The organism is Ochrobactrum sp. SFR4 (assembly GCF_019730395.1).
Lineage (GTDB): Bacteria > Pseudomonadota > Alphaproteobacteria > Rhizobiales > Rhizobiaceae > Pseudochrobactrum.
In genome coordinates, this window is the sequence record NZ_JAAPBB010000004.1 from 153,383 (window position 1) to 175,931 (window position 22,549).

The following is a 22,549-nucleotide window of genomic DNA, read 5'->3' on the forward strand; positions in this document are numbered from 1 at the left end:
GAAGCTGCCCGTTATTTTAAAAGAAAACTATGCGTGAACCGGTGCTTTGACGGCCTTAGCCAAACGCTCGGAAGCATCGGCAAGAGCGCCAGCCATAGGGCCGGTTGTCGACTGATGATTAGACAAAGTAACAATGGTGAAACTGGCTTCCGGCCATGCGGTTTTCAGCTTCCATGCTGTCACCATCGGGGTCACTGTATCATAACGCCCCTGCACAATTTCTGCAGGCAAATGGCGGATACGGTCGAGATTATCCAGCAGTGCATTGGCAGGCATGAAGGCGCCATTCATGCAATAATGCGTGAATATGCGCGAGACTGCCAAAGCCGCATCACTCTGCAACAAGGTTGAGACATGCTCGGCACTCGGCTCCAATGTTTGTGTGCGGGCAGAGAAACCACGCAGGCTCTGTGCCGCTGCATGTTCCACCGCCGGATCACCGCAGGTCAGGCGCTTGTAATAGGCTTTTAAAAGATCGCCGCGCTCATCCTCCGGCACAAATTCTGCAAACTCCTGCCAATAATCAGGAAAAATCGTTCTGGAGCCGTGGAACCACCAGTCACTGTCTTCGCGGTCACCAAGAAAAATCCCGTGAATGCGGAAACCGAGGCAGCGCTCCGGATGTGCCTGACCATAGGCCAGTGACAGGCAGGAGCCCCACGAACCGCCGGTCACCAGCCAACACTCAATGCCGAAATGCTCACGGATGCGTTCAATATCTGCAATCAAATGCTGCGTGGTATTTTCGCGCAATTCTGCAACAGGGGTAGATTGTCCGGCACCGCGCTGATCGAAAGTAATGACGCGATAGGTATCAAGATCAAAACTGGCAACCTGCTTGGCCGATACACCGGCGCCTGGTCCGCCATGCAAAAACACAGCCGGAATGCCATCCGGATTGCCGTAATCATAAACCGCAATTTCATGAATATCGCTGACTTTCAGACGAAAGCTGTCTCGTGCCTGACGCAGTTCTGCCACGGCCCATCCTCCTGCTACTGTTTGTTACAAACAGCACTCCGTTCACCACTCTTGCGTCCGAATTGATTTGCCTCTTTGCGGCATTTATTTTTTAATTTCAGACGTGAAATTTATAGGCAGCGAACAGCTTTCAAGGCTAATGCAATTTTCGACTACCTATACCAAAATGGAATAGTTTTGTTCATCATTGCATAAAAATCCTCAAAACTACTCTTTTCGACAGCTATTCATTCGAAGAAAGCTATTGAAATTTATGGGGAAATAAAAAACTCCGGCATTGCTGCCGGAGTTTACAATCAGACTGAACCTTCTTCTTTAACGAAACAGGATCAGAGATTTTTCGAAGGTTGTCCACACACCCCAGATAATCGGGATACCCACAGCAGCCCATGCAAGAGCAGCCGTGGCATCCAGTCCGCCTGTGCCGATGCCGAAGGAACCGCTCGGCCCCGTCGCCTCAGCTTTGACTGCGGCCTGAAGTTTGGCAACTTCTGCATCCGACATAAACCACTTATCGCCCAGCGGTTTGATGAAGAAATTCGCAATCAGCCCCAATGCCAGCATACCGGCCAGAATATACATTGTATAATCATAGACCTGCGCGCGCGGCACGCCGGCAGCAATCTGGAACTCACGAATATAGTTTACCACAACCGGCCCGACGATCCCCGCCGTTGCCCATGCGGTCAGCAAGCGTCCGTGGATTGCCCCCACAAATTGCGTGCCGAAAATATCCGCCAGATAGGCAGGCACAGTCGCAAAGCCACCGCCATACATTGACAGGATGATACAGACCATCACCACAAACAATGTGACCGAACCCATATGCGCAGCAGTTGGCAGTAAGGTGTAGAGTACAATGCCAAGAGCAAAGAAGGTGAAGTAAGTGGCCTTACGGCCAAGACGGTCAGACAAAGAAGCCCAGAAGAAACGACCACCAATATTAAACAGTGAGATCAGTCCGGTAAAACCGGCAGCAATTGCTGCAATCGCAGCCTTCTGCTCTGTACTCAGTTCTGTAAAGGTCAGCCCTGCCTCACCGATCAGACGACCGCCGAAAATCTCCTGCAACATTGGTGATGCCATACCGATCACACCGATACCGGCAGAGACGTTCAGGCACAGCACTGCCCAGATCAGCCAGAATTGCGGGGTCTTATGCGCATCGCGCAAATGCACATGACGGCTGGTAATCATCGCTTTTTTAGCCTGCGGTGCTACCCAGCCTTCCGGTTTCCAGCCGGCAGGCGGAATACGATAACCAAAGGCACCGCCCATCATGAATACGAAATAACCGGCAGCCATCACCAGAAAAGTTTGCCAGACGCCGACTGTTTCCGGTGTTTTGAAATGTTCCATCAACAAATCAGCCAGTGGCGCACCGATCATAGCACCGCCGCCAAAGCCCATAATCGCCATACCTGTCGCCATACCGCGACGATCGGGGAACCATTTGATCAATGTTGAAACCGGTGAAATATAGCCAAGACCAAGACCGATACCGCCGATGAAACCGGCACCAACCCACATCAGCCATAATTGATGGGTCATCACGCCGATCGCGGCAATCACCATACCGCCGCACCAGCAAAGTGCTGACACAAAACCGGCTTTACGCGGCCCCACGCGCTCCAGCCAACCACCCCAGATCGCGGCAGAACAGCCAAGCAACACAAAGAACAGCGTATAAATCCAGCCAAGATCAGCCACACGCCAGTTACAACTGGTGGTAAACAGGGCAGTCAGCAGGCTCATATCGGTACAGGCACCCGCCGCATCACCGGTCAGCGCACGGCTGAGCGGCAACCAGAATACGCTGAAACCATAAGCCATACCGATACATAAATGGATCGCCAGCGCCGCCGGTGGCACCAGCCAGCGGTTAAATCCGGGTTTGGCGATAATCCGCTCGCGGTCGAGTATCCCCGGCCCGCTCAAACCACCCAGTGTCTGATCTGTTACACTCATAACATAGTCCTCCCTTCTGCGGACGCGCCGCAGCCTGCCCATCTCCTGTGAGCATCCCTCAATGTCGTAATGAAGTTTATTTATGCCTGAAACAAACAGCCGGACACAGGACTGTATCCGGCTGCATTTTCTTATGCATTTGGACGTTTAATCAGCGGTGCCGCTTCAATAACCAGAGGATGTAACCCCTCTCCGCCTGCATCAATCAAATTGAACAATTGCGTACGCATACGCGGTTCCCAGAACATATTGATATGTTTGGCAACACCTGCCGCCTGATCAATCTGCGTCTGCGAACTGAAAAATGTGGCAATCTGCGATGCCATCATCGGAATACGGCTGCGATAAGTATGTTCACTCATAGCTTAGCTCACCGTATCCAAAGCTGTTTCAATAAGGCGGCTGGCATCAGAATGTTCACGATATTCCTGCTGCCATTGTGTCGGGCCGTTAGACGCGCTGATCTGCACCGCAGTCACCTTATATTCCGGACAGTTGGTCGCCCAGTCCGAAAAATCAGTAGTCACCACATTGGCCTGTGTGGTCGGGTGGTGGAAGGTCGTATAGACCACACCCGGTGTCACACGGTCTGTAACCAGCGCCCGCAAGGTTGTTTCGCCGGCACGGCTGGCGATTTTCACCCAGTCACCATCCCGCAAACCACGCACTTCCGCATCATGCGGATGGATTTCCAGACGGTCTTCTGCATGCCATGCCACATTCTCGGTACGGCGGGTCTGTGCGCCCACATTATATTGCGAGAGAATACGCCCTGTGGTGAGCAGCAGCGGGAAACGCGGGCCCGAACGCTCGTCAGTCGCCACATATTCCGTGCGCATGAATTTGCCTTTGCCGCGCACGAAATGGTCAATATGCATTACCGGTGTACCGAGTGGTGCTTTGGCATTACACGGCCACTGCACGGAACCTTCACGTTCCAGCAATTCATAGGACACGCCCGCAAATGTCGGTGTGGTCATGGCAATTTCGTCCATGATCTGCGATGGATGCGTATAGTTCCAGTTCAGCCCCATCGCACGGGCAAGGTTCTGCGTCACTTCCCAGTCAGCATAGCCGTTGGTTGGTGTCATCACCTTGCGCACGCGGTTGATACGGCGTTCCGCATTGGTGAATGTGCCGTCCTTTTCAAGGAAGGTCGAACCCGGCAGGAAAACATGGGCGAAATTGGCGGTCTCATTGAGGAACAGGTCCTGCACCACCACACATTCCATGGCTTCCAGACCGGCAGCCACATGGCGGGTATCCGGATCTGACTGCAGAATATCCTCACCCTGAATATAGATGCCCTTGAAGGTGCCTTCCACCGCCGCATCCAGCATATTCGGAATACGCAGACCCGGCTCATCCTGCAGGATTACGCCCCAGATGTTTTCATAAATCTCGCGGGTTGCAGGATCGGAAATATGACGATAGCCCGGCAGTTCATGCGGGAATGAGCCCATATCACAGGAGCCCTGCACGTTGTTCTGACCACGCAGCGGGTTCACGCCCACGCCCTTGCGGCCGATATTACCGGTGACCATTGCAAGATTGGCAATCGCCATCACGGTGGTGGAACCCTGACTATGCTCGGTTACACCAAGACCATAATAGATTGCACCATTGCCGCCTGTTGCAAACAGACGGGCTGCACCACGGACTTCCTCCGCCGGAACACCCGTCAGCAGTTCCACAGCCTTAGGGCTGTATTGCGGCTGGGAGACGAATTCCACCCAATCGCGGAACTCTTCATTCTCGCAACGCTCGCGGATGAAGGCATCATCCTGCAAGCCTTCAGTTACAATCACGTGCGCCAGCGCCGTCATGATTGCCACATTGGTACCCGGACGCAGTGCCAGATGATGTGCTGCCTCAATATGCGGCGAGCGCACCAGATCAATACGACGCGGATCAATCACAATCAGCTTGGCACCCTGACGTAAACGCTTGCGCAGGCGCGAACCGAATACCGGATGGCCGTCGGTCGGGTTGGCGCCGATCACCATCACCACATCGCTATGTTCAACACTGTCAAAATCCTGCGTACCCGCAGAGGTGCCGAAAGTCTGGTTCAGACCATAGCCGGTCGGCGAGTGACAAACACGCGCACAGGTATCAACATTGTTATTACCGAAACCGGCACGGATCAGTTTCTGCACAAGGAAGGTTTCTTCATTGGTGCAGCGTGATGAGGTAATACCCCCGATGGAATTGCGCCCGTACTGGGTCTGCAAGCGTTTAAACTCGCTGGCCACACGGCCATAGGCTTCTTCCCATGACACTTCGCGCCAAGGATCGGTAATCTTCTCACGGATCATCGGCTTGAGAATACGGTCTTTATGATGGGCGTAGCCATAAGCAAAGCGGCCTTTAACGCAGGAATGACCGCGATTGGCCTTACCGTCTTTATACGGCACCATACGCACCAGTTCTTCGCCGCGCATTTCCGCTTTAAAGGAGCAACCGACACCGCAATAAGCACAGGTCGTGACTTTGGAATGTTCCGGCTGACCGATTTCGATCACTGATTTTTCTGTCAGCGTTGCCGTCGGACAAGCCTGCACACAGGCACCGCAGGACACACATTCCGAACCCAGAAAACTCTCATGCATACCTGGTGAGACGCGGGAATTGAAACCACGCCCTTCAATAGTCAGCGCGAAAGTTCCCTGCACTTCCTCACAGGCACGTACGCAGCGTGAGCAGACAATACATTTGGAAGGATCATAGGTGAAATACGGATTGCTCTCGTCTTTCGGCATCCATTTCGCATTCAGCGCACCGTCATTGCGGCCTTGCTTAAATACGTGGTTCGCACCATCCTGACCATAGCGCACGTCACGTAAGCCCACGGCACCGGCCATATCCTGCAATTCGCAGTCGCCATTGGCAGCGCAGGTCAGACAATCCAGCGGGTGATCGGAGATATAAAGCTCCATCACGCCTTTGCGCAAAGACTTCAGGCGACCGGTCTGGGTATGCACCACCTGTCCTTCCATCACCGGCGTGGTGCAGGAAGACGGTGTACCGTTGCGGCCTTCGATTTCCACCAGACACAGGCGGCAGGAACCGAACGCATCCACCATATCGGTAGCGCAAAGCTTCGGAATGGCAATGCCGGCTTCCATCGAAGCCCGCATAATTGAGGTGCCTTCCGGCACAGTCACCTGATTGCCGTCGATGGTCAGGGTCACCATTTTCTCAGAACGTGAAACAGGTGTGCCGTAATCGATTTCTTTAATTAAGCTCATCTTCTGTCACTCCTATTCCGCTGCCTGCACGAAAATCTGGCTTTCAGGGCGCGGACGAAAATCCTCTTCAAAATGCGTCAGAGCACTCATCACCGGATAAGGGGCAAAGCCGCCAAGCGCACAAAGGGAGCCGAACTTCATCGTCTGGCAAAGATCTGTCAGAACTTCGATCTGCGTATCGGTCTCAACACCGGCTGCAATTCTGTCGATCACTTCAACACCGCGTGTCGAGCCGATGCGGCATGGGGTACATTTCCCGCAGGATTCAATGGCACAGAATTCCATCGCGAACCGCGCCTGTTTCAGCATGTCTGCCCGATCATCAAAGACCACCAGACCGGCATGGCCGATCAGACCATCTTTCGCGGCAAAGGCCTCATAATCAAACGGCGTATCAAACAGCGCGCGCGGGAAATAAGCACCCAGTGGCCCGCCGACCTGAACTGCCTTAACCGGACGACCGGTTGCGGTACCGCCACCGATATCATCAACAATCTCGCCGAGTGTCAGACCGAAAGCGGTTTCAAACAGCCCGCCATATTTTACATTACCGGCAATCTGCAACGGAATTGTACCACGGGAGCGCCCCATACCAAAATCACGGTAATAGGCAGAACCCTTGTCCATAATCACCGGAACGGAGGCCAGCGAGATTACGTTATTGATCACGGTCGGCTTGCCGAACAGGCCTTTATGGGCAGGCAATGGCGGTTTGGCACGCACCAGTCCGCGCTTACCTTCAAGGCTTTCCAGCAGAGCGGTTTCTTCACCGCAGACATAGGCACCGGCACCGGTGCGCACTTCCATATCAAAGGCAAAACGTGAGCCAAGCACCGAGGCACCGAGAACGCCAGCTTTGCGGGCAATCTCGACAGCCTGTTCCATCATCGCAATCGCATGCGGATATTCCGAGCGCGTATAGAGATAGCCTTTGGTGGCACCTACTGCGATACCGGCAATCGCCATCCCTTCGATGAGAACGAAAGGATCACCTTCCATAATCATACGGTCGGCAAAAGTACCGCTGTCGCCCTCATCCGCATTACAGACAATATATTTACGCGGGCTCTGGGTATCGTGAACAGTTTTCCATTTGATACCGGTCGGGAAGCCGGCACCACCACGACCGCGCAGACCGGAATCCGTGACCTGAGCCACAATATCCGCAGGCTGCATCGCGACTGCATTTTGCAGACCTTTCAACCCATCATGAGCGCGGTAATCATCCAGCGACAAAGGATCGGTCACACCGCAACGGGCAAAAGTCAGGCGGGATTGTTTTTTGAGAAACGGAATTTCTTCTGTCAGCCCCAGCGATAGCGGGTGTTCTTTGCCCTCAAGCAGGCCGCTGTCAAACAGCGAGGCCACATCAGACACATCCACAGGACCATAGGCCACACGACCGTTATCCGTTGCCACTTCAACCAACGGCTCCAGCCAGACCATACCGCGGGAGCCATTGCGCACCAGCTTGATATCCAAACCGCGTTTTACGGCTTCACCGGCAATCGCATTGGCAACCTGATCGGCACCGAGTGCCAGAGCGGCGGCATCACAAGGCACATAAATTGTTACACTCATGCCCGTGCCTCCGCGATCATTCGTTCTGCCTTGCCTTCATTCAGGCGACCGATCAGCCGGTCATCCATTTGCGCCGCAGGCGCACAGGCACACAGACCAAGACAATAAACCGGCTCAAGCGTGATTTTACCGTCGCCGGTTGTTTCACCCCAGCCGATACCGAGCAGCCTTTGCACCGCCTCTGCCACGCGGTCGCCGTCCATAGACTGGCAAGCCTCGGCGCGGCACAGGCGGATCACATGGCGGCCGGCAGGCGATGCACGAAAATCGTGATAAAAAGTCATAACGCCATGCACTTCCGCACGCGAAAGGTTCAGCGTCTCAGCAATCAGTGTCAGCGTTTCCGCCGGTACATAACCAAACTCTTCCTGTATGGCGTGCAGAACAGGCAGCAGCGGGCCTTCAACAGCCTTATATCCATTGATAATCTCTATCGTACGCGCAGCAATATCATTATGAGTTGCACGTTTCTGAGCATTGTCAGTCTTTCTTGTATAAATTGAATTTGAGCCTGACATACCGTCAAAGTCTCCCGCAATTGTCATGTTTTCTGTTCCCCACCTTAGAACAGATCAAAGCTGCGGTTTAAATTCAATAGGGTAAAACCGTTGATTGATAGAAAAAATCTATTAAGCGAGCGGCATCATTACGCGCGATAAAGCGCGGGCTTCATGCAAAAGCGCAGCGATCAGTGGCGTATGCGGTTCGCGCTGTGCAGCAATCAACCCGACACTATGGCTGGCCTGCGGTTCAACAATCGGAATGGAGCGGATCGGCTCGCTAAAGCCCAGAATTTGGGACAAATTGAGCGGCATGATACTTGCCCATTTGCCTGTACGGATATGGGAAAACAACACAATCATCGAATTGGATTCCAGTGTCGGCTGCACGGTTACACCAGCCTGCGCCAGATGTTGATTGATAATACGACGGTTCTGCATATCGCTTGTCAGCAAACAAAGCGGCAGGCCACCCACTTCTGCCCATGTGACACTTTCACGCTCCGAAAGCTGACTGCCAACCGATGTAATCAACTGATAGCTCTCACGATAGATCGGCACAGCGGTAACTTTTCCAAGCGGCTCATTGTCCAGATAGCTGATTCCGGCATCAATATCGAAATTATCCAGAGCCGCCAGCACTTCAACAGAGGTGCGGGAAATGACTGTAAAAGTCACATCCGGATGTTTTTCGCGAAAAGGCGTCGTCAATTGTGAAACCATGGCCAGTGCGGTGGGAATTGCCGCAATACGGATATGTCCGCCAAGGCCGAAACGCGCTGCCCGCATTTCCTCTTTCATCGTGCGTGCATCACCGACAATGCGCCTTGCCCATTCCAGAACGCGCTGCCCTTCCGGTGTCAGCCCCTGAAAGCGCGAACCGCGCTGTACCAGCATAACCCCCAGCATATCTTCAAGCTGACGAATACCGGCGGATAATGTCGGCTGGGTGATACCGCAATCTTCTGCCGCTTTACCGAAGTGCTTTTCCCGCGCAAGCGCAATGAAATATTCCAGCTTGTCGATCATAGTGTTCCCCGTTATTTTCTGCTCTGTTATATGCAAGATTATAAGGACGGTACAATCTGCCGTCTGGAATTAAGCCTGTTGCGACAGGCGGAGACAGATTTTGGCCGATACCCAGCCCCGTAAAAAAACGCGAGCGCACAAAAAGCTCATGATCCTGAGCGGCACCGCGATTGCTTTGGCTGTAACATGGGCCAGTCTGGAAATTCTCGACAAGGCCTTTCCGCCGCCGCTGGAGGTTGTCAGCCAGACATCCAAAGAAGTTATGGATCGCGACGGTAATCTGCTGCGTGCCTTTGCTATTCCGTCCGGTCATTGGCGGCTCGCTACCACGCATAAAGATGTCGACCCGCAATTTATAGACATGCTGATTGCCTATGAGGATCAGAGGTTCCGTGACCATAGCGGCATTGATCCGCGTGCTATGGGGCGTGCGGCAGTACAACTTGCCAGTCACGGACGCATTATTTCCGGCGGCTCCACTCTGTCGATGCAGGTCGCCCGTCTGATTGAACCGCGCACGGAGCGCTCTTTTTTCGCCAAGTTCCGGCAGATGCTGCGCGCCGTACAAATTGAGCGTCGTCTGTCGAAAGAAGAAATTCTCGATGCCTATCTGACGCTTGCGCCCTTTGGCGGCAATCTTGAAGGCATTCGTGCTGCGAGCCTTGCCTATTTCGGCAAAGAACCGCGCAGGCTCACGACCTCGGAAGCAGCCTTGCTGATTGCCCTGCCGCAATTGCCGGAGCGCCGCCGTCCCGACCGTTACCCTGATAATGCCCGCGCCGCCCGTGATCGGGTGCTGAACCGCTTAGCCGTCGTCTCTCTGATCGGCAATGATGAGGCCGACCGTGCCGCACATCTGGCCATTCCAAAGCGCCGCTTGGCCATGCCGGCACTTGCCCCGCATGTCAGCGAAGCCGCTCTGCGCAAAGATAGCCAAGCCAATGTGCATCATGTGACGCTCAAGCGCTCCGTGCAGCAGGCGCTGGAAACCGTGGCAATGGATTCTGCCAAACGCCTCGGCCCTAAAATATCCGTCGCGATGGTCATGGCAGATGCGATCACCGGTGATATTATCGGTGAAGTCGGCTCTTCGGATTATTTCGACTCCAGCCGCTCCGGCTGGATTGATATGACCAATGTGCAGCGTTCACCGGGTTCTGCACTCAAACCTTTCATCTTCGGACTGGCTTTTGAAGACGGTCTGGTGATGCAGGAAACCATTATTGAAGACCGGCCAACCAATTTTTCCGGCTATCGCCCGCGCAATTTTGATATGAGCTATCAGGGCGATGTAACGGTGCGTGAGGCGTTGCAGCTCTCGCTCAATGTGCCGTCCGTCCGCCTGCTCGACAGTGTCGGGGCAACGCGTCTGATGGTGCGGATGCGCCGCGCAGACATTAAAACCACACTACCTCCGGGTGAAACTCCGGGGCTGGCCATTGGCCTTGGCGGGCTTGGCATCAGTCTCAAAGATCTGGTGCAGCTTTACACCGGCCTTTCCAATCGCGGCAAAACCTCTGTCATTTCCAATGGCGTAGATGATCGCGCCAAGGGCGGAACTAATATCATCGCCGGCGAACCGCTGCTGCAGCCCGCAGCCGCATGGCAGGTGGCCGATGTGCTGGCAGGCGTTAAACCGCCACTGGGATCACTCCAGCGCGGCCTCGCTTATAAAACCGGCACCAGCTATGGCTATCGCGATGCATGGTCGGTCGGTTTTGACGGGCGTTATGTACTGGGCGTCTGGGTCGGCCGTGCCGATAATGGTGCTGTTCCGGGCTTAAGTGGTTATGGCTCCGCTGCACCCATTCTGTTTGAAGCGTTTTCCAAATCCGGTGTCGGCTTCACACCGCTTAGCCCCGCACCCGTCGGCACTATGCGTTTGAGCCAATCCGAATTGCCCGTCTCTTTGCGCCGTTTCACGCCTTATCTCGCACCGCTTGTCAGTGCATCCGTGCGTGAATCTCCGCCGCAAATCCTGTTTCCGCCTGAAGGTGCGCGGGTTGAACTAACCAACCAGCCTGACGGCACCACCGCACCGCTGGCTTTGAAAATGCAGGGCGGTCGCGCTCCGTTCGTCTGGCTTGCCAATGGTAAACCGCTGGACAAAGCCTCACGTAAACGTTCTGGTCTGTGGCAGCCGGATGGTGCCGGCTATTCCACATTAACTGTGATTGATGCCATTGGCCGTGCCGCCAGCGTACGTGTGTTCATCGATTAAAACTAAGCTCATATCCGCATATCACCACGCCCGTAATGCACTTCGCATTGCGGGCGTTTTTGTATGATGAAAACCGATTCCGAATGACTGCAACTTATTACCAAACGCACAATGATAAATATAAACATATATTTATCTGCAATAGTTTTATTCGTAATTTGGCAAAATTACGCAAAAATATTCTAATAATTTTAAATTCATAGACGAAACTTCCTTGTTATCGAACAGCATTCTGTGAAGAATATACTCACACAATCCGCCTGCCTCCGTTTGAGAGAAAGCAGGTATGAGATTTGTGAGGCAAAACAGTTAAGCGAAAGACCGCTTAATGACCAAAACTATAAGGAAAACAGCAATGTCGTTGTCAGATATCGCCCGCGTCAAAACCTTAATTTCGCGCCGCACCGGCATGAAAATGATGCTGCTTTCCGCTGTTGCCATGAGCGTTGCATTTGCTGCACCTCTGTCGGTTCAGGCACAGGACACAACCATCAAAGTCGGCATCATGGGTGGTGAAGACGAAGATGTCTGGAAAGTTGTTGCTGAACAGGCTGCAAAAGAAGGCCTCAAAATCGAAACCGTTATTTTCAATGATTACACCCAGCCGAATGAAGCGCTGGAGCGTAAAGAAATCAACGCGAATGCATTTCAGCATGAGCCATATCTGAATGAGCAGATCAAACAGCACGGTTACAAAATCTCCGTTGCCGGCTACACTGCCCTCTGGCCAATCGGCATTTATTCCCGCAAGGTTGAAAAGCTGGAAGACCTGAAAGAAGGCGCTATTGTCGGCGTGCCAAATGACCCGACCAATGAAGGCCGTGCGCTGCGCGTTCTGGAAAGCAAAGGTCTGATCAAACTCAATCCGGATGCAGGCATTCTTGCAACCCCGATTGATATTGTTGAAAACCCTAAAAAGCTTGAAATCAAAGAACTGGATGCCGGTGTTGTCGGCCTTTCCATCGACGATCTTGATGCAGCTGTCGTTAACAATAACTGGGCAGCCAAATCCGGTCTTGACCCTGTGAAAGATGCAATCGGCTGGGAAGCTAAGGAAAACAATCCTTACCGTAACTTTATTGCGATCCGCACTGAAGACAAAGAAGCAGCATGGGTCAAACCATTGATTGCAGCTTTCCAGAACGAACCTGTCAAAGCAGAACTTGACCGTGCTTATAAAGGCACAGGTATTCCTGCCTGGGAATAAGAGCTACCCAACCAAGCTTAAACCGCGCATAGTAACGGTCCGGATTTATCCGGACCGTTTTGCACTCTGAGCATTGCCTTTTTGCTCCGTTATTATTGCCTCAATTTAAAGAAAGAGCTCGAGGATAAAGTGAATACTTCAGCTCCAATAAAGAATATGCAGCAAAAGCTGCCTTCCGCATCCGGTCAGCCTCCCGTGACCGGTGACGAAGTAGTTAAACTCTCCAATATTAAACGTATGTTCGGCACTACACCTGCCGTGGATGATATTTCTCTCTCGGTCAAACGCGGTGAAATTCTCGGCATTATCGGCCGCAGCGGCGCAGGTAAATCAACACTGATCCGTTGCCTCAATGGTCTGGAACAACCGGATAGCGGTTCGGTCATTATTGAAGGTCAGGAAATCACCGGCCTCACCGAGAGCCAATTGCAGCCGGTGCGCCGCCGTATCGGCATGATTTTCCAGCATTTCAATCTGATGTCAGCCAAAACCGTAGCGCAGAATATTGCCCTGCCGCTCAAAATTGCCGGTATTGCCAAACCGGAACGTCAGAAAATCGTTGCAGAGCTGCTGGAACTGGTCGGCCTGTCAGAACGTGCGCAGCATTATCCGGCGCAGCTTTCCGGCGGTCAGAAGCAGCGTGTCGGTATTGCCCGTGCGCTGGCAGCCAAACCAAGTCTGCTTTTGTCGGATGAGGCAACCTCTGCGCTTGATCCGGAAACCACACAATCCATTCTGGCACTGCTAAAAGATATCAACCAGAAACTCGGCCTGACAATTCTGCTGATTACCCATGAAATGGATGTGATCCGCAAAATTGCAGACCGTGTGATTGTGCTGGATCACGGGCATATTGCTGAAGAAGGCCCTGTCTGGGAAGTCTTTGCACGTCCGAAAGCCGATACAACTAAAAGCCTGCTGAAAATGCTGACCCCTGCTCTGCCGGACAGCATCGCCGCACAGTTGACGCAGAACCCGCAATCAGCCTCGGAAGCGATTGTCCGCCTGCGTATCTCCGGTGAAGCCGCACGCAGACCGCTTATCAATGATATTGCCGCCGCCTCCGGCCTCAATGCACGTCTCGTCCATGGCGGTATTGATACGATTCAGGGGGAACCGGTCGGCACATTATTCCTCGGCCTCCCTGCCTATAACCAGTCAGCCCTGCAAAAAGCTGTCGGTTTTCTGAAGACAATTTGTGATGAAACGGAGGTTGCCGGATATGTTTCAGTTCCTGACACCCGCAATGCTTGATCTGCTCTGGCGCTCGTTAGGCGAAACCCTGATTATGACCGGTTTCTCCAGCTTCTTCACCTTACTCTTCGGCCTGCCGCTTGGGCTGTTGCTGATCCTGACAGACCGTAACGGCCTGCTTCAGAACATTCCGGTCAATCGCGTTATCGGGGCGATCGTCAATGCGTTCCGTTCGGTGCCGTTCATCATTCTTCTGGTTGCCCTCATCCCGTTTACACGTCTGATTATGGGCACAGCACTGGGCACATGGGCTTCCATCGTGCCGCTATCGATTGCTGCTATTCCTTATTATGCCCGCATGGCTGAAGTATCGCTGCGCGAAGTCGATCATGGGTTGATTGAAGCTGCCCGCTCCATGGGTGCAAGTCGCTGGACGATCATTAAAGAAGTGCTGATACCGGAATCTATGCCGGGTCTGATTGCGGGCTTCACAGTCACCATCGTCACGCTGATCGGCGCTTCGGCAATGGCCGGTGCAATTGGTGCAGGCGGTCTGGGTGATCTGGCGATCCGCTATGGCTATCAGCGTTTTAACTATCCGATCATGGCCGCTGTTGTTGCTGTTCTGATCGTGTTTGTTTGCCTGATCCAGTGGATCGGGGACCGGTTGGTGCAAAAAGTCGATAAACGCGTCGTTAAACGCTAAAGCATTTCCAGCAAAAGTGCGCAGCGTCTTCGCAGGGAAATCAATTCACTGGACTGATTTCCTTTTCTGCTTCGATGCATAGGATAATGCGATAAAATAAAAGTTTAGAGCGGTTCCGCTCTAAATAAAAAAGGCCGGTTTTCACCGGCCTTTTTTATTTATCTTTTTGTAAATTCAGCCATGTTTCTCATGAACACCAACTTCAACCGTATTACCGTCGGGATCAAAAACCAGAGCTGCGAAATAGCCCATTTCCTTCGGCCCCTGATAGGACGGGGCACTGCTTTCCCGCCCCCCCGATCTCAGCGCTGCCTGATGAAAAGCCTCAACCTGCTCATGACTTTTAGCGCTGAATTTAAGGTGTAAATGCTGACCCGGCTGTAATGCAGACTCTGCACCATTTGCAGTTTTTGCCGCAATAATCCGCAAGAACGGCAGAGGACTGCGGGCATTACCGCTGACAAAGAATAAATTATCCGCCGTTTGCAACACCCTAAGCTCCAGAGCAGCCATGCTGCCGGAGTAAAACTGATAGGATGCCGGAATATTCCGGCTCTCAAAGCCGATATGGTCAAATAAAGACATAGCCAATAATATAGACAGCTTCTGCCATAAGAAAAGAGCCGCCGGATACTGAATCCTGCGGCTCTTTAACTTGCTATGTTCAGTTTATTGAGAACTGAACCATTACCGCGTACGGCTCAGACCATCTTTGGCAGGCTTGTATTGCGGATCAAGCTGCACTGCACGGGCATAGGAAGCTGCTGCGCGCTTTTTATCGCCGCGATGCTCATAGACCAGCGCCTGATTGGCCCAGCTCTCAGCAACCTTATCATCCAGCCCGATAGCCGTATTAAAATCATCAAAGGCGTTATCGTAATCGCCAAGTGCGGCATAGGAAATACCGCGGCCATTATAAGGCTCCGGTGCATTCGACTGCAGGGAAGCAGCGGCCGAAAAATCTTCAATCGCCTGTTTATGCTGGCCGCGCGCCTGATAGATCAGACCACGATTGTGATAGGCGCGGCCATCGGTTGTATCCAGCTGGATTGCGCGATTGAAATCTGTCATCGCTTCATCCAGACGTCCTGCCTGACGATAGACATTACCGCGCCCGATATAGGCTGCATCATATTGCGGATTAATCTGAATGGCGCGGCCATAATCCTGTACAGCCGCCGCTTCATTCTTCAGATAGCGCTGAATGAGCGCACGGTTGGCATAGGCCTGATAATAATTCGGATCAAGCTGGATCGCCGTGTCAAAATCCTTCATCGCCTCGCGATAGCGCCCAGCCTTACCATAGGCAGAACCACGCACATTGTAGCTTTCAGGATTACGCGGATTGCTTTGAATAACAGTTGTCAGCGAACCGATATTTTCACTGGAACCCTGCGCGAGATCAACCGGCGTAAGTATGGAATTGGAAGTGCTCTGACAGCCCGCCAAAGCCAGAACTGTACAGGATGCTGCAACCAGCAGACCCTTCTTCAAAGAAAGGCGCTGTTCACGCAAAGTCAATTTCACACTTGCCAAAGATCCCATTCGCGCACTCCTCAAAAGCAATCTTAAGCCTGAGATTCCGGCCTGTGCACTACACAGTATCTGACGGAAAATAGTTAGACTGCATATATTTTATGATATGCCAACACTCAGCCCCATACAGAAAAAGGCGGAAGTGAACATTCACCCCACCTTAAAGCTGTTTTCCAGCGATGCAAACATATCTGTATAGTCAACTTTTACAATAAAGCTTCATATTACATCAGCTCTCAAAAAAACCGATATAATAAGTGCCTGAAAAATTGCTTCACGCAAAGCAAAACGCATGATCCGGAGACCATGCGCTGCTTAATCAGTATATCTGATCAGAAATCACGCAGCATATAACCGCGTGTTCAGTCTGATTAACTTATCGCCTGGCGACCGGCTAATTAGCTGGCCGCTACGCAACTTGTTACTTAGCGGGCCGCTACGCGACCGCCGCCTACCAGACCTTCACGCTGTGCGCGCTTACGAGCCAGCTTGCGTGCACGGCGAACGGCTTCAGCCTTTTCGCGGGCGCGCTTTTCAGATGGCTTTTCATAATGACCGCGCATTTTCATTTCGCGGAAAATACCTTCACGCTGCATCTTTTTCTTAAGAGCGCGGAGAGCCTGATCAACATTATTATCGCGTACGAGTACCTGCACGTGTAATCCCGTTCCGTTTCGGTTAGATTTTTCAGTTTAGCCTGAAGGCACCGGTGAGCCCCGAAGAAAAAACAGTCTGGCAGTTCCGGTAAAGGAGCCGTCTTATGGCTGAGAAATCTTAAGACTTCGCAACGGCCTTCCGATGCAAATTCGAGTGCCGTTTAACAGTATCCGGCGTGATTGTCCACACAGAATCCGTAACACAGCGCCCGATCAGGCCTTATCAACCTCATTATTACAGTTTTAGCCGTAAAAATCACGTTTTATTTGCATTTTTCTTTGCGGACATTGCTTTGGTTTTGATCTGTAAATGCAAAATTCATCCTGTATTTCACAGAGATTCTCTGTCCCTTTTCCGCTGTTTTTTAAGCGGAATGAAGTGAGTCCTTCACTCCGGCACCCCGCCACAATACGGAAGCGTTTCAGCAAACAAAAACCGCATGATACGCCAAAACCCGTCGCAAAATGGCAAAGTCAGTGTCGGCATATGGTTTAACTTTAAACCAACAGGCGGAAAAAATCTTCTGCGCCCAGATAAGGGGACATTATGCGTAAGTTTTCAGTATTTGCAGTTGCCCGAGAAGCACTGCGCGGCAACAAAGGCTGGGAGCCGCAATGGGCTTCACCGGAACCGCGTGCCAGCTATGATGTGATTATTGTCGGCGGCGGCGGCCATGGTCTGGGTGCAGCCTATTATCTTGCCAAAGAACACGGCATTACCAATATCGCAGTACTGGAAAAAGGCTGGATCGGTGGTGGCAATACCGGTCGTAACACCACCATCATCCGCTCCAATTATCTCTATGAAGAGAGTATGAATATCTATGAGCATTCGCTCAAGATGTGGGAAGGTCTGTCACAGGATCTCAACTACAATGTCATGTTCTCGCCGCGCGGCGTACTGATGCTGTCGCATAACATCCATGACAAGCAATCCTTCAGCCGTCACGTCAATGCCAACCGTCTCTATGGCATCGACAATGAATGGTTGACACCGGAACAGGCCAAAGCCTATTGCCCGCCTCTGAATATTTCACAAAACTCACGCTATCCGATCAATGGCGCAGCACTTCAGCGTCGTGGCGGTGTCGCCCGTCACGATGCGGTGGCGTGGGGCTATGCCCGTGCAGCTTCCGACCGTGGCGTGCATATTATCCAGAATTGCGAAGTGCTCGGTATTCGCCGTAATGCGGACGGCAGTGTCAGCGGTGTTGAGACCAATCGCGGCTTTATCGGCGCCAAGAAAATCGGTGTTTCCGCTTCAGGCCACTCGTCTGTCATCATGAATATGGCCGATGTCCGTGTACCGCTGCAAAGCTCTCCATTGCAAGCACTGGTTTCCGAACCGATGAAGCCGATTGTGCCATGCGTGGTCATGTCCAATGCGGTTCATGCCTATATTTCCCAGTCGGACAAAGGCGAGTTTGTCATCGGCGCCGGTACCGACCAGTATAATTCCTACTCCCAGACCGGCGGCTTGCAGATCATTACCCATACACTGGATGCGATCTGTGAATTGTTCCCGATGTTCCGTCGCGTAAAAATGATGCGCCAATGGGGTGGTGTCACCGACAACACTGTCGACCGCGCACCGATCCAGAGCAAAACCCCTGTGCCGAACTTGTTCGTCAATGCAGGCTGGGGCACCGGCGGTTTCAAAGCAACACCGGGTTCCGCCCATCTGTTCGCCCATTTGATCGCCCGTGGTGAACCGCATCCGCTGGCCGCAGGCTTTACGCTTGATCGCTTCCGCACCGGCCGTCTGATCGACGAAGCCGCCGCCGCCGCTGTTGCGCACTGAATAAGGATATTTGTTATGCTACTGATCCATTGTCCTTATTGCGGCGAAGACCGCTCGGAACTGGAGGTCCGCAGCGCGCACGATGCCCATATTGCCCGCCCGACCAATATTACCGAGCTTTCGGACGAGGAATTCGTTGAGTTTCTCTATTGGCGCAACAATCCCAAAGGTGTGATCTTTGAGCGCTGGCGGCATATTCACGGCTGCGGTCGCTTCTTTAATGCAGCGCGCGATACGGTGAGCGACCGTTTCCTTCTCACCTATAAAGCCGGAGAGCCAAAACCGGATTTGAGCCAAATCGTACAGACAAACAGTGTTGCGGCCAAGGAGAGTGGTAAATGAGCGGCTCAAAACGCATTACTGGTAAAGGCCGCCTGACACCGGCGAAAACCGCCCGTTTCACCTTTGACGGCAAGACTTATACAGCATTGGCAGGTGATACCGTCGCCTCGGCACTGCTTGCCCATGATATTCACCTGATCGGACGTTCGTTCAAATATCACCGCCCGCGCGGCTTTCTGTCCGCTGGGCCGGAAGAGCCGAATGCGCTGCTGGATATTTCCCGCGATAAAGCCCACCGTCAGCCGAATGTGCGCGCAACCGTGCAGGAAGTTTTCGACGGTATGCATTCGGAATCGCAGAACCGCTGGCCGTCTTTGTCTTTCGACATCGGTGCGGTGAATGATCTGTTCTCGCCTTTCTTTGGTGCAGGCTTCTACTACAAGACTTTCATGTGGCCAAGAAAGGCGTGGGAGAAGGTCTACGAACCGATCATCCGCCGTGCCGCAGGTCTGGGGGTTACGCCGACAGAACCTGATCCTGACCGCTACGCAGGTCGCTATGAGCATTGTGATGTGCTGGTTGTCGGTGCAGGCGTGGCGGGTTTAAGTGCTGCGCTCGCTGCCGCACGCACCGGTGCCAAAGTTATCCTCTGCGACGAACAGCCGGAGGTTGGCGGTGCCCTGCACCACGAGAACGGCACCAAAATTGACGGTCAGGATGGCTTTGCATGGGCGCAAATCACTGCGGCTGAACTCAATGCCATGCCAAATGTGCGTGTTCTCACCCGCACCACTGCTTTCGGCTATTATAACCATAATTTTGTGGCTTTGGCAGAACGGGTTACAGACCATGTTGCCTTGCCGGAAAAGAACACAGCCCGTGAGCGCCTGTGGCAGGTGCGTGCCAAGCGCGTGATCCTCGCCAACGGTTCCATTGAACGCCATATGGTGTTTGCCAATAATGACCGTCCGGGTGTGATGCTGGCTTCGGCTGCCCGCACCTATCTCAATCATTTCGGTGTGGCTGTCGGCTCACATGTCGGTGTCTTCACCGCCCATGACAGCGCCTATGAAGCTGCCTTTGATCTGAAAAATGCAGGCGTTGATATTCCGGTGATTGTCGATGCCCGTGCCCATCCGGGTGAAGCCGTACTGACTGAAGCCCGCCGGTTGAATATTCCGGTTTTGACCAATCATTGTGTGCTGAGTGTTGGCGGCAAGCTGCGCGTCAAATCCATGACTGTTGCCACCAATGGCGCGAAATCAGGCCGCAAATACACCATTGATGCGCTGATCACCTCCTCCGGCTGGACACCGTCAGTGCATCTGTTCTCGCAATCGCGCGGCAAACTGCGCTTTGACGATGCCAAACAGCGCTTTCTGCCAGATGTTTACGCACAGGATTGCATCTGCGTCGGCACCTGTAACGGCACCGACGATCTGCAGACGGCCATTGATGAAGCCCTTGCAGCAGGCACATCTGCCGGACTTGCAATCGGCGGCAAGGCATCAGCAACCACCACTGTCAGTGCAACAACAGCCTATAGCTGGAGCGGCGGTATGGTCGGCACCACAGCCGGTGCTGGCCCTGACAGCAATGTGAAGGCGTTTATCGACTTCCAGCATGATGTCTGCGCCAAGGACATCCGCAATGCCGTGCGTGAAGGTATGCACTCTATCGAGCATATCAAACGCTTCACCACGAACGGCATGGCATCTGATCAGGGTAAAATGTCCAATATGCACGGGCTGGCGATTGCCTCGGAAGCGCTCAACAAGCCGATCCCGCAGGTCGGTCTCACCACTTTCCGCCAGCCTTATACACCGGTGACTTTCGGCACACTCATCAACTCGTCCCGCGATCATCTGTTTGATCCGGCACGACAAACTGCGCTGCATCATTTTGAGGCTCAGAACGGCGCGGTTTATGAGGATGTCGGCAACTGGAAACGCGCATGGTATTATCCGCAGGCCGGTGAAACCATGCATGATGCGGTGTCCCGCGAGTGCAAAACTGTTCGCGAAGTCGCCGGTGTTTTTGACGCCTCCACTTTGGGCAAAATCGAGGTTGTGGGGCCTGATGCGGCTGAGTTTCTCAATCTGATGTACACAAACGCATGGGATACGCTGAAACCGGGTCGCTGCCGCTACGGTATTATGACCGGTGAAGACGGTTTTGTTATGGATGACGGTGTGGTCGGTCGCATGGCACATGACCGTTTCCACGTCACCACCACAACCGGCGGCGCACCGCGCGTACTCAATCATATGGAAGATTATCTCCAGACCGAGTTCCCGCATCTCAATGTCTGGCTGACCTCCACCACTGAACAATGGGCGGTGATTGCTGTTCAGGGGCCGAAAGCCCGTGAAATCATTGCGCCATTTGTTGAAGGCATTGATATTTCCAACGAAACCTTCCCGCATATGAGTGTGGCTGAAGGTAAATTCTGCGGCGTGCCAACCCGCCTGTTCCGCATGTCCTTTACCGGTGAGTTAGGCTTTGAAATCAACGTTCCCGCCGATTATGGTCAGTCTGTGCTGGAAGCCGTCTGGGAACGTGCGAAAGCCATGGGCGCCTGCCTCTACGGCACGGAAACCATGCACATCTTACGTGCTGAAAAAGGCTACATCATTGTCGGTCAGGATACAGACGGCACTCTGACCCCCTATGATGCAGCGGTCGGCTGGGCAGTTTCCAAGAAGAAAACCGACTTCGTCGGCATTCGCGGTATGCGCCGTCCCGATCTGGTGGCGGAAGGCCGCAAACAGCTGGTCGGCCTGCTGACCAAAAATCCGAATACAGTGCTGGAAGAAGGTACGCAGATCGTTGCCGATCCGAACCAGCCGAAACCGATGAAAATGCTCGGTCACGTCACCTCTTCCTACTGGTCGTCCAATCTCGGGCGCTCCATTGCCATGGCTGTGGTGCATGACGGATTTAATCTGCACGGCAAAACTCTGTTCGTGCCGATGCCGGATCGTGTGATTGAAGTTGAAGTAACCGGCCCCGTCTTTATTGACGAAAAGGGAGAGCGCCTGCATGTCTAACTCCGAAGCAAGCGCACAGCGCATCACAGTTCTGGGCAACAACCGCGCCGGAAACGGTTCGGTACAGATCACACCGGCAGAACCGGCGGAGCGTATTTCACTCCGCGCCCGCGCTAATGATGTTACAGCGCTGTCCAAAACCCTTGGCGTCACTCTGCCGCAAAAGCCAAAGCACAGCGCCACCAAGGGCAAACGCTCGGCATTGTGGCTCGGGCCTGATGAATGGCTGGTGATTGACACCGGCGGGCAGTCCCCCTTTGCGGATTTGCAAGGTGTTGAAACACTGCATGCCGCAACGGATGTATCCCACCGCAATATCGGCATTCTCATTTCCGGCGAAGGCGCAGAAGCAACTATCAATGCCGGTTGCCCGCAGGATTTGTCTTTGGCCGTTTTTCCGGTTGGCGCTGCCACCCGTACGATTTTTGGCAAGGCTGAGATTGTGCTGTGGCGTTTGTCTGAAACCGAATTCCGGCTGGAATGCTGGCGCTCTTTTGGCACCTATGTTTTCGGACTGCTGAGTGAAGGCGCACTGGACGCAGCCGTCTGACGATACTCTCAACGTCCTGAAACTGTCATAATTACA

General features: G+C 53.1%; 18 protein-coding genes. 8 read left to right on the plus strand and 10 right to left on the minus strand.

What is annotated here, in order from left to right:
• Positions 1-27: 27 nt before the first annotated feature.
• From pip to HBA93_RS06665, 7 genes are all read right to left on the minus strand, one after another.
• Complete coding sequence (gene pip / locus HBA93_RS06635; protein ID WP_221722762.1) at positions 28-981, minus strand: prolyl aminopeptidase; 954 nt, start codon at positions 979-981, stop codon at positions 28-30.
• 315 nt (positions 982-1,296) lie between these two features.
• The gene (locus HBA93_RS06640) at positions 1,297-2,949 is read right to left on the minus strand and encodes an OFA family MFS transporter (protein WP_221722763.1); all 1,653 of its coding nucleotides are present in this window, start codon (positions 2,947-2,949) and stop codon (positions 1,297-1,299) included.
• A 131-nt stretch (positions 2,950-3,080) separates the two neighbouring features.
• Positions 3,081-3,311, minus strand: coding sequence for a formate dehydrogenase subunit delta (locus HBA93_RS06645; protein WP_121993009.1), 231 nt, complete (start codon positions 3,309-3,311; stop codon positions 3,081-3,083).
• 3 nt (positions 3,312-3,314) lie between these two features.
• A complete protein-coding gene (gene fdhF / locus HBA93_RS06650; RefSeq protein ID WP_221722764.1) occupies positions 3,315-6,200 on the minus strand; it encodes a formate dehydrogenase subunit alpha in 2,886 nt (961 codons plus the stop codon).
• Between the two features lie 12 nt (positions 6,201-6,212).
• Positions 6,213-7,781 (minus strand): formate dehydrogenase beta subunit, encoded by a 1,569-nt coding sequence (locus HBA93_RS06655; RefSeq protein ID WP_221722765.1) that lies wholly within the window; start codon positions 7,779-7,781, stop codon positions 6,213-6,215.
• On the minus strand, positions 7,778-8,326 hold the full coding sequence (locus tag HBA93_RS06660) for a formate dehydrogenase subunit gamma (protein WP_286201786.1): 549 nt from the start codon (positions 8,324-8,326) through the stop codon (positions 7,778-7,780). The genes HBA93_RS06655 and HBA93_RS06660 overlap by 4 nt, the downstream gene beginning before the upstream one ends.
• Positions 8,327-8,410: 84 nt before the next feature.
• Positions 8,411-9,310, minus strand: coding sequence for a LysR family transcriptional regulator (locus tag HBA93_RS06665; protein ID WP_122092489.1), 900 nt, complete (start codon positions 9,308-9,310; stop codon positions 8,411-8,413).
• 148 nt (positions 9,311-9,458) lie between these two features.
• Here HBA93_RS06665 and pbpC point away from each other — a divergent pair, with 148 nt between their 5' ends.
• From pbpC to HBA93_RS06685, 4 genes are all read left to right on the plus strand, one after another.
• On the plus strand, positions 9,459-11,531 hold the full coding sequence (gene pbpC, locus HBA93_RS06670; protein ID WP_221722866.1) for a penicillin-binding protein 1C: 2,073 nt from the start codon (positions 9,459-9,461) through the stop codon (positions 11,529-11,531).
• A 355-nt stretch (positions 11,532-11,886) separates the two neighbouring features.
• The gene (locus HBA93_RS06675; RefSeq protein WP_221722766.1) at positions 11,887-12,738 is read left to right on the plus strand and encodes a MetQ/NlpA family ABC transporter substrate-binding protein; all 852 of its coding nucleotides are present in this window, start codon (positions 11,887-11,889) and stop codon (positions 12,736-12,738) included.
• A gap of 156 nt (positions 12,739-12,894) precedes the next feature.
• Positions 12,895-13,992 carry a methionine ABC transporter ATP-binding protein gene (locus tag HBA93_RS06680; RefSeq protein WP_286201787.1) on the plus strand — a complete coding sequence of 366 codons (1,098 nt, stop codon included), beginning with the start codon at positions 12,895-12,897 and terminating at the stop codon, positions 13,990-13,992.
• Positions 13,973-14,638 carry a methionine ABC transporter permease gene (locus HBA93_RS06685; protein WP_028234010.1) on the plus strand — a complete coding sequence of 222 codons (666 nt, stop codon included), beginning with the start codon at positions 13,973-13,975 and terminating at the stop codon, positions 14,636-14,638. The genes HBA93_RS06680 and HBA93_RS06685 overlap by 20 nt, the downstream gene beginning before the upstream one ends.
• Positions 14,639-14,812: 174 nt before the next feature.
• On the opposite strand, the gene HBA93_RS06690 is transcribed toward HBA93_RS06685, so the two are convergent.
• The 3 genes from HBA93_RS06690 to rpsU form a co-directional block, all read right to left on the minus strand.
• Positions 14,813-15,223 carry a VOC family protein gene (locus HBA93_RS06690; protein ID WP_122092487.1) on the minus strand — a complete coding sequence of 137 codons (411 nt, stop codon included), beginning with the start codon at positions 15,221-15,223 and terminating at the stop codon, positions 14,813-14,815.
• A 102-nt stretch (positions 15,224-15,325) separates the two neighbouring features.
• Positions 15,326-16,183 (minus strand): tetratricopeptide repeat protein, encoded by an 858-nt coding sequence (locus tag HBA93_RS06695; RefSeq protein ID WP_121993003.1) that lies wholly within the window; start codon positions 16,181-16,183, stop codon positions 15,326-15,328.
• 416 nt (positions 16,184-16,599) lie between these two features.
• Positions 16,600-16,830: a 30S ribosomal protein S21 gene (rpsU, locus tag HBA93_RS06700; RefSeq protein ID WP_022712514.1), complete on the minus strand. Its 231-nt coding sequence runs from the start codon at positions 16,828-16,830 to the stop codon at positions 16,600-16,602.
• Positions 16,831-17,377: 547 nt separating this feature from the next.
• On the opposite strand from rpsU, the gene HBA93_RS06705 reads away from it, so the two are divergent.
• From HBA93_RS06705 to HBA93_RS06720, 4 genes are read left to right on the plus strand one after another with little or no spacing between them, the layout of a single operon-like run.
• Positions 17,378-18,631 (plus strand): sarcosine oxidase subunit beta family protein, encoded by a 1,254-nt coding sequence (locus HBA93_RS06705; protein WP_121993002.1) that lies wholly within the window; start codon positions 17,378-17,380, stop codon positions 18,629-18,631.
• Positions 18,632-18,646: 15 nt separating this feature from the next.
• Positions 18,647-18,973 (plus strand): sarcosine oxidase subunit delta, encoded by a 327-nt coding sequence (locus tag HBA93_RS06710; RefSeq protein ID WP_221722767.1) that lies wholly within the window; start codon positions 18,647-18,649, stop codon positions 18,971-18,973.
• Positions 18,970-21,963 carry a sarcosine oxidase subunit alpha gene (locus HBA93_RS06715; RefSeq protein WP_221722768.1) on the plus strand — a complete coding sequence of 998 codons (2,994 nt, stop codon included), beginning with the start codon at positions 18,970-18,972 and terminating at the stop codon, positions 21,961-21,963. The genes HBA93_RS06710 and HBA93_RS06715 overlap by 4 nt, the downstream gene beginning before the upstream one ends.
• Positions 21,956-22,513 carry a sarcosine oxidase subunit gamma gene (locus HBA93_RS06720; protein ID WP_122092484.1) on the plus strand — a complete coding sequence of 186 codons (558 nt, stop codon included), beginning with the start codon at positions 21,956-21,958 and terminating at the stop codon, positions 22,511-22,513. Before HBA93_RS06715 ends, HBA93_RS06720 begins: the two co-directional genes overlap by 8 nt.
• Positions 22,514-22,549: the final 36 nt, after the last annotated feature.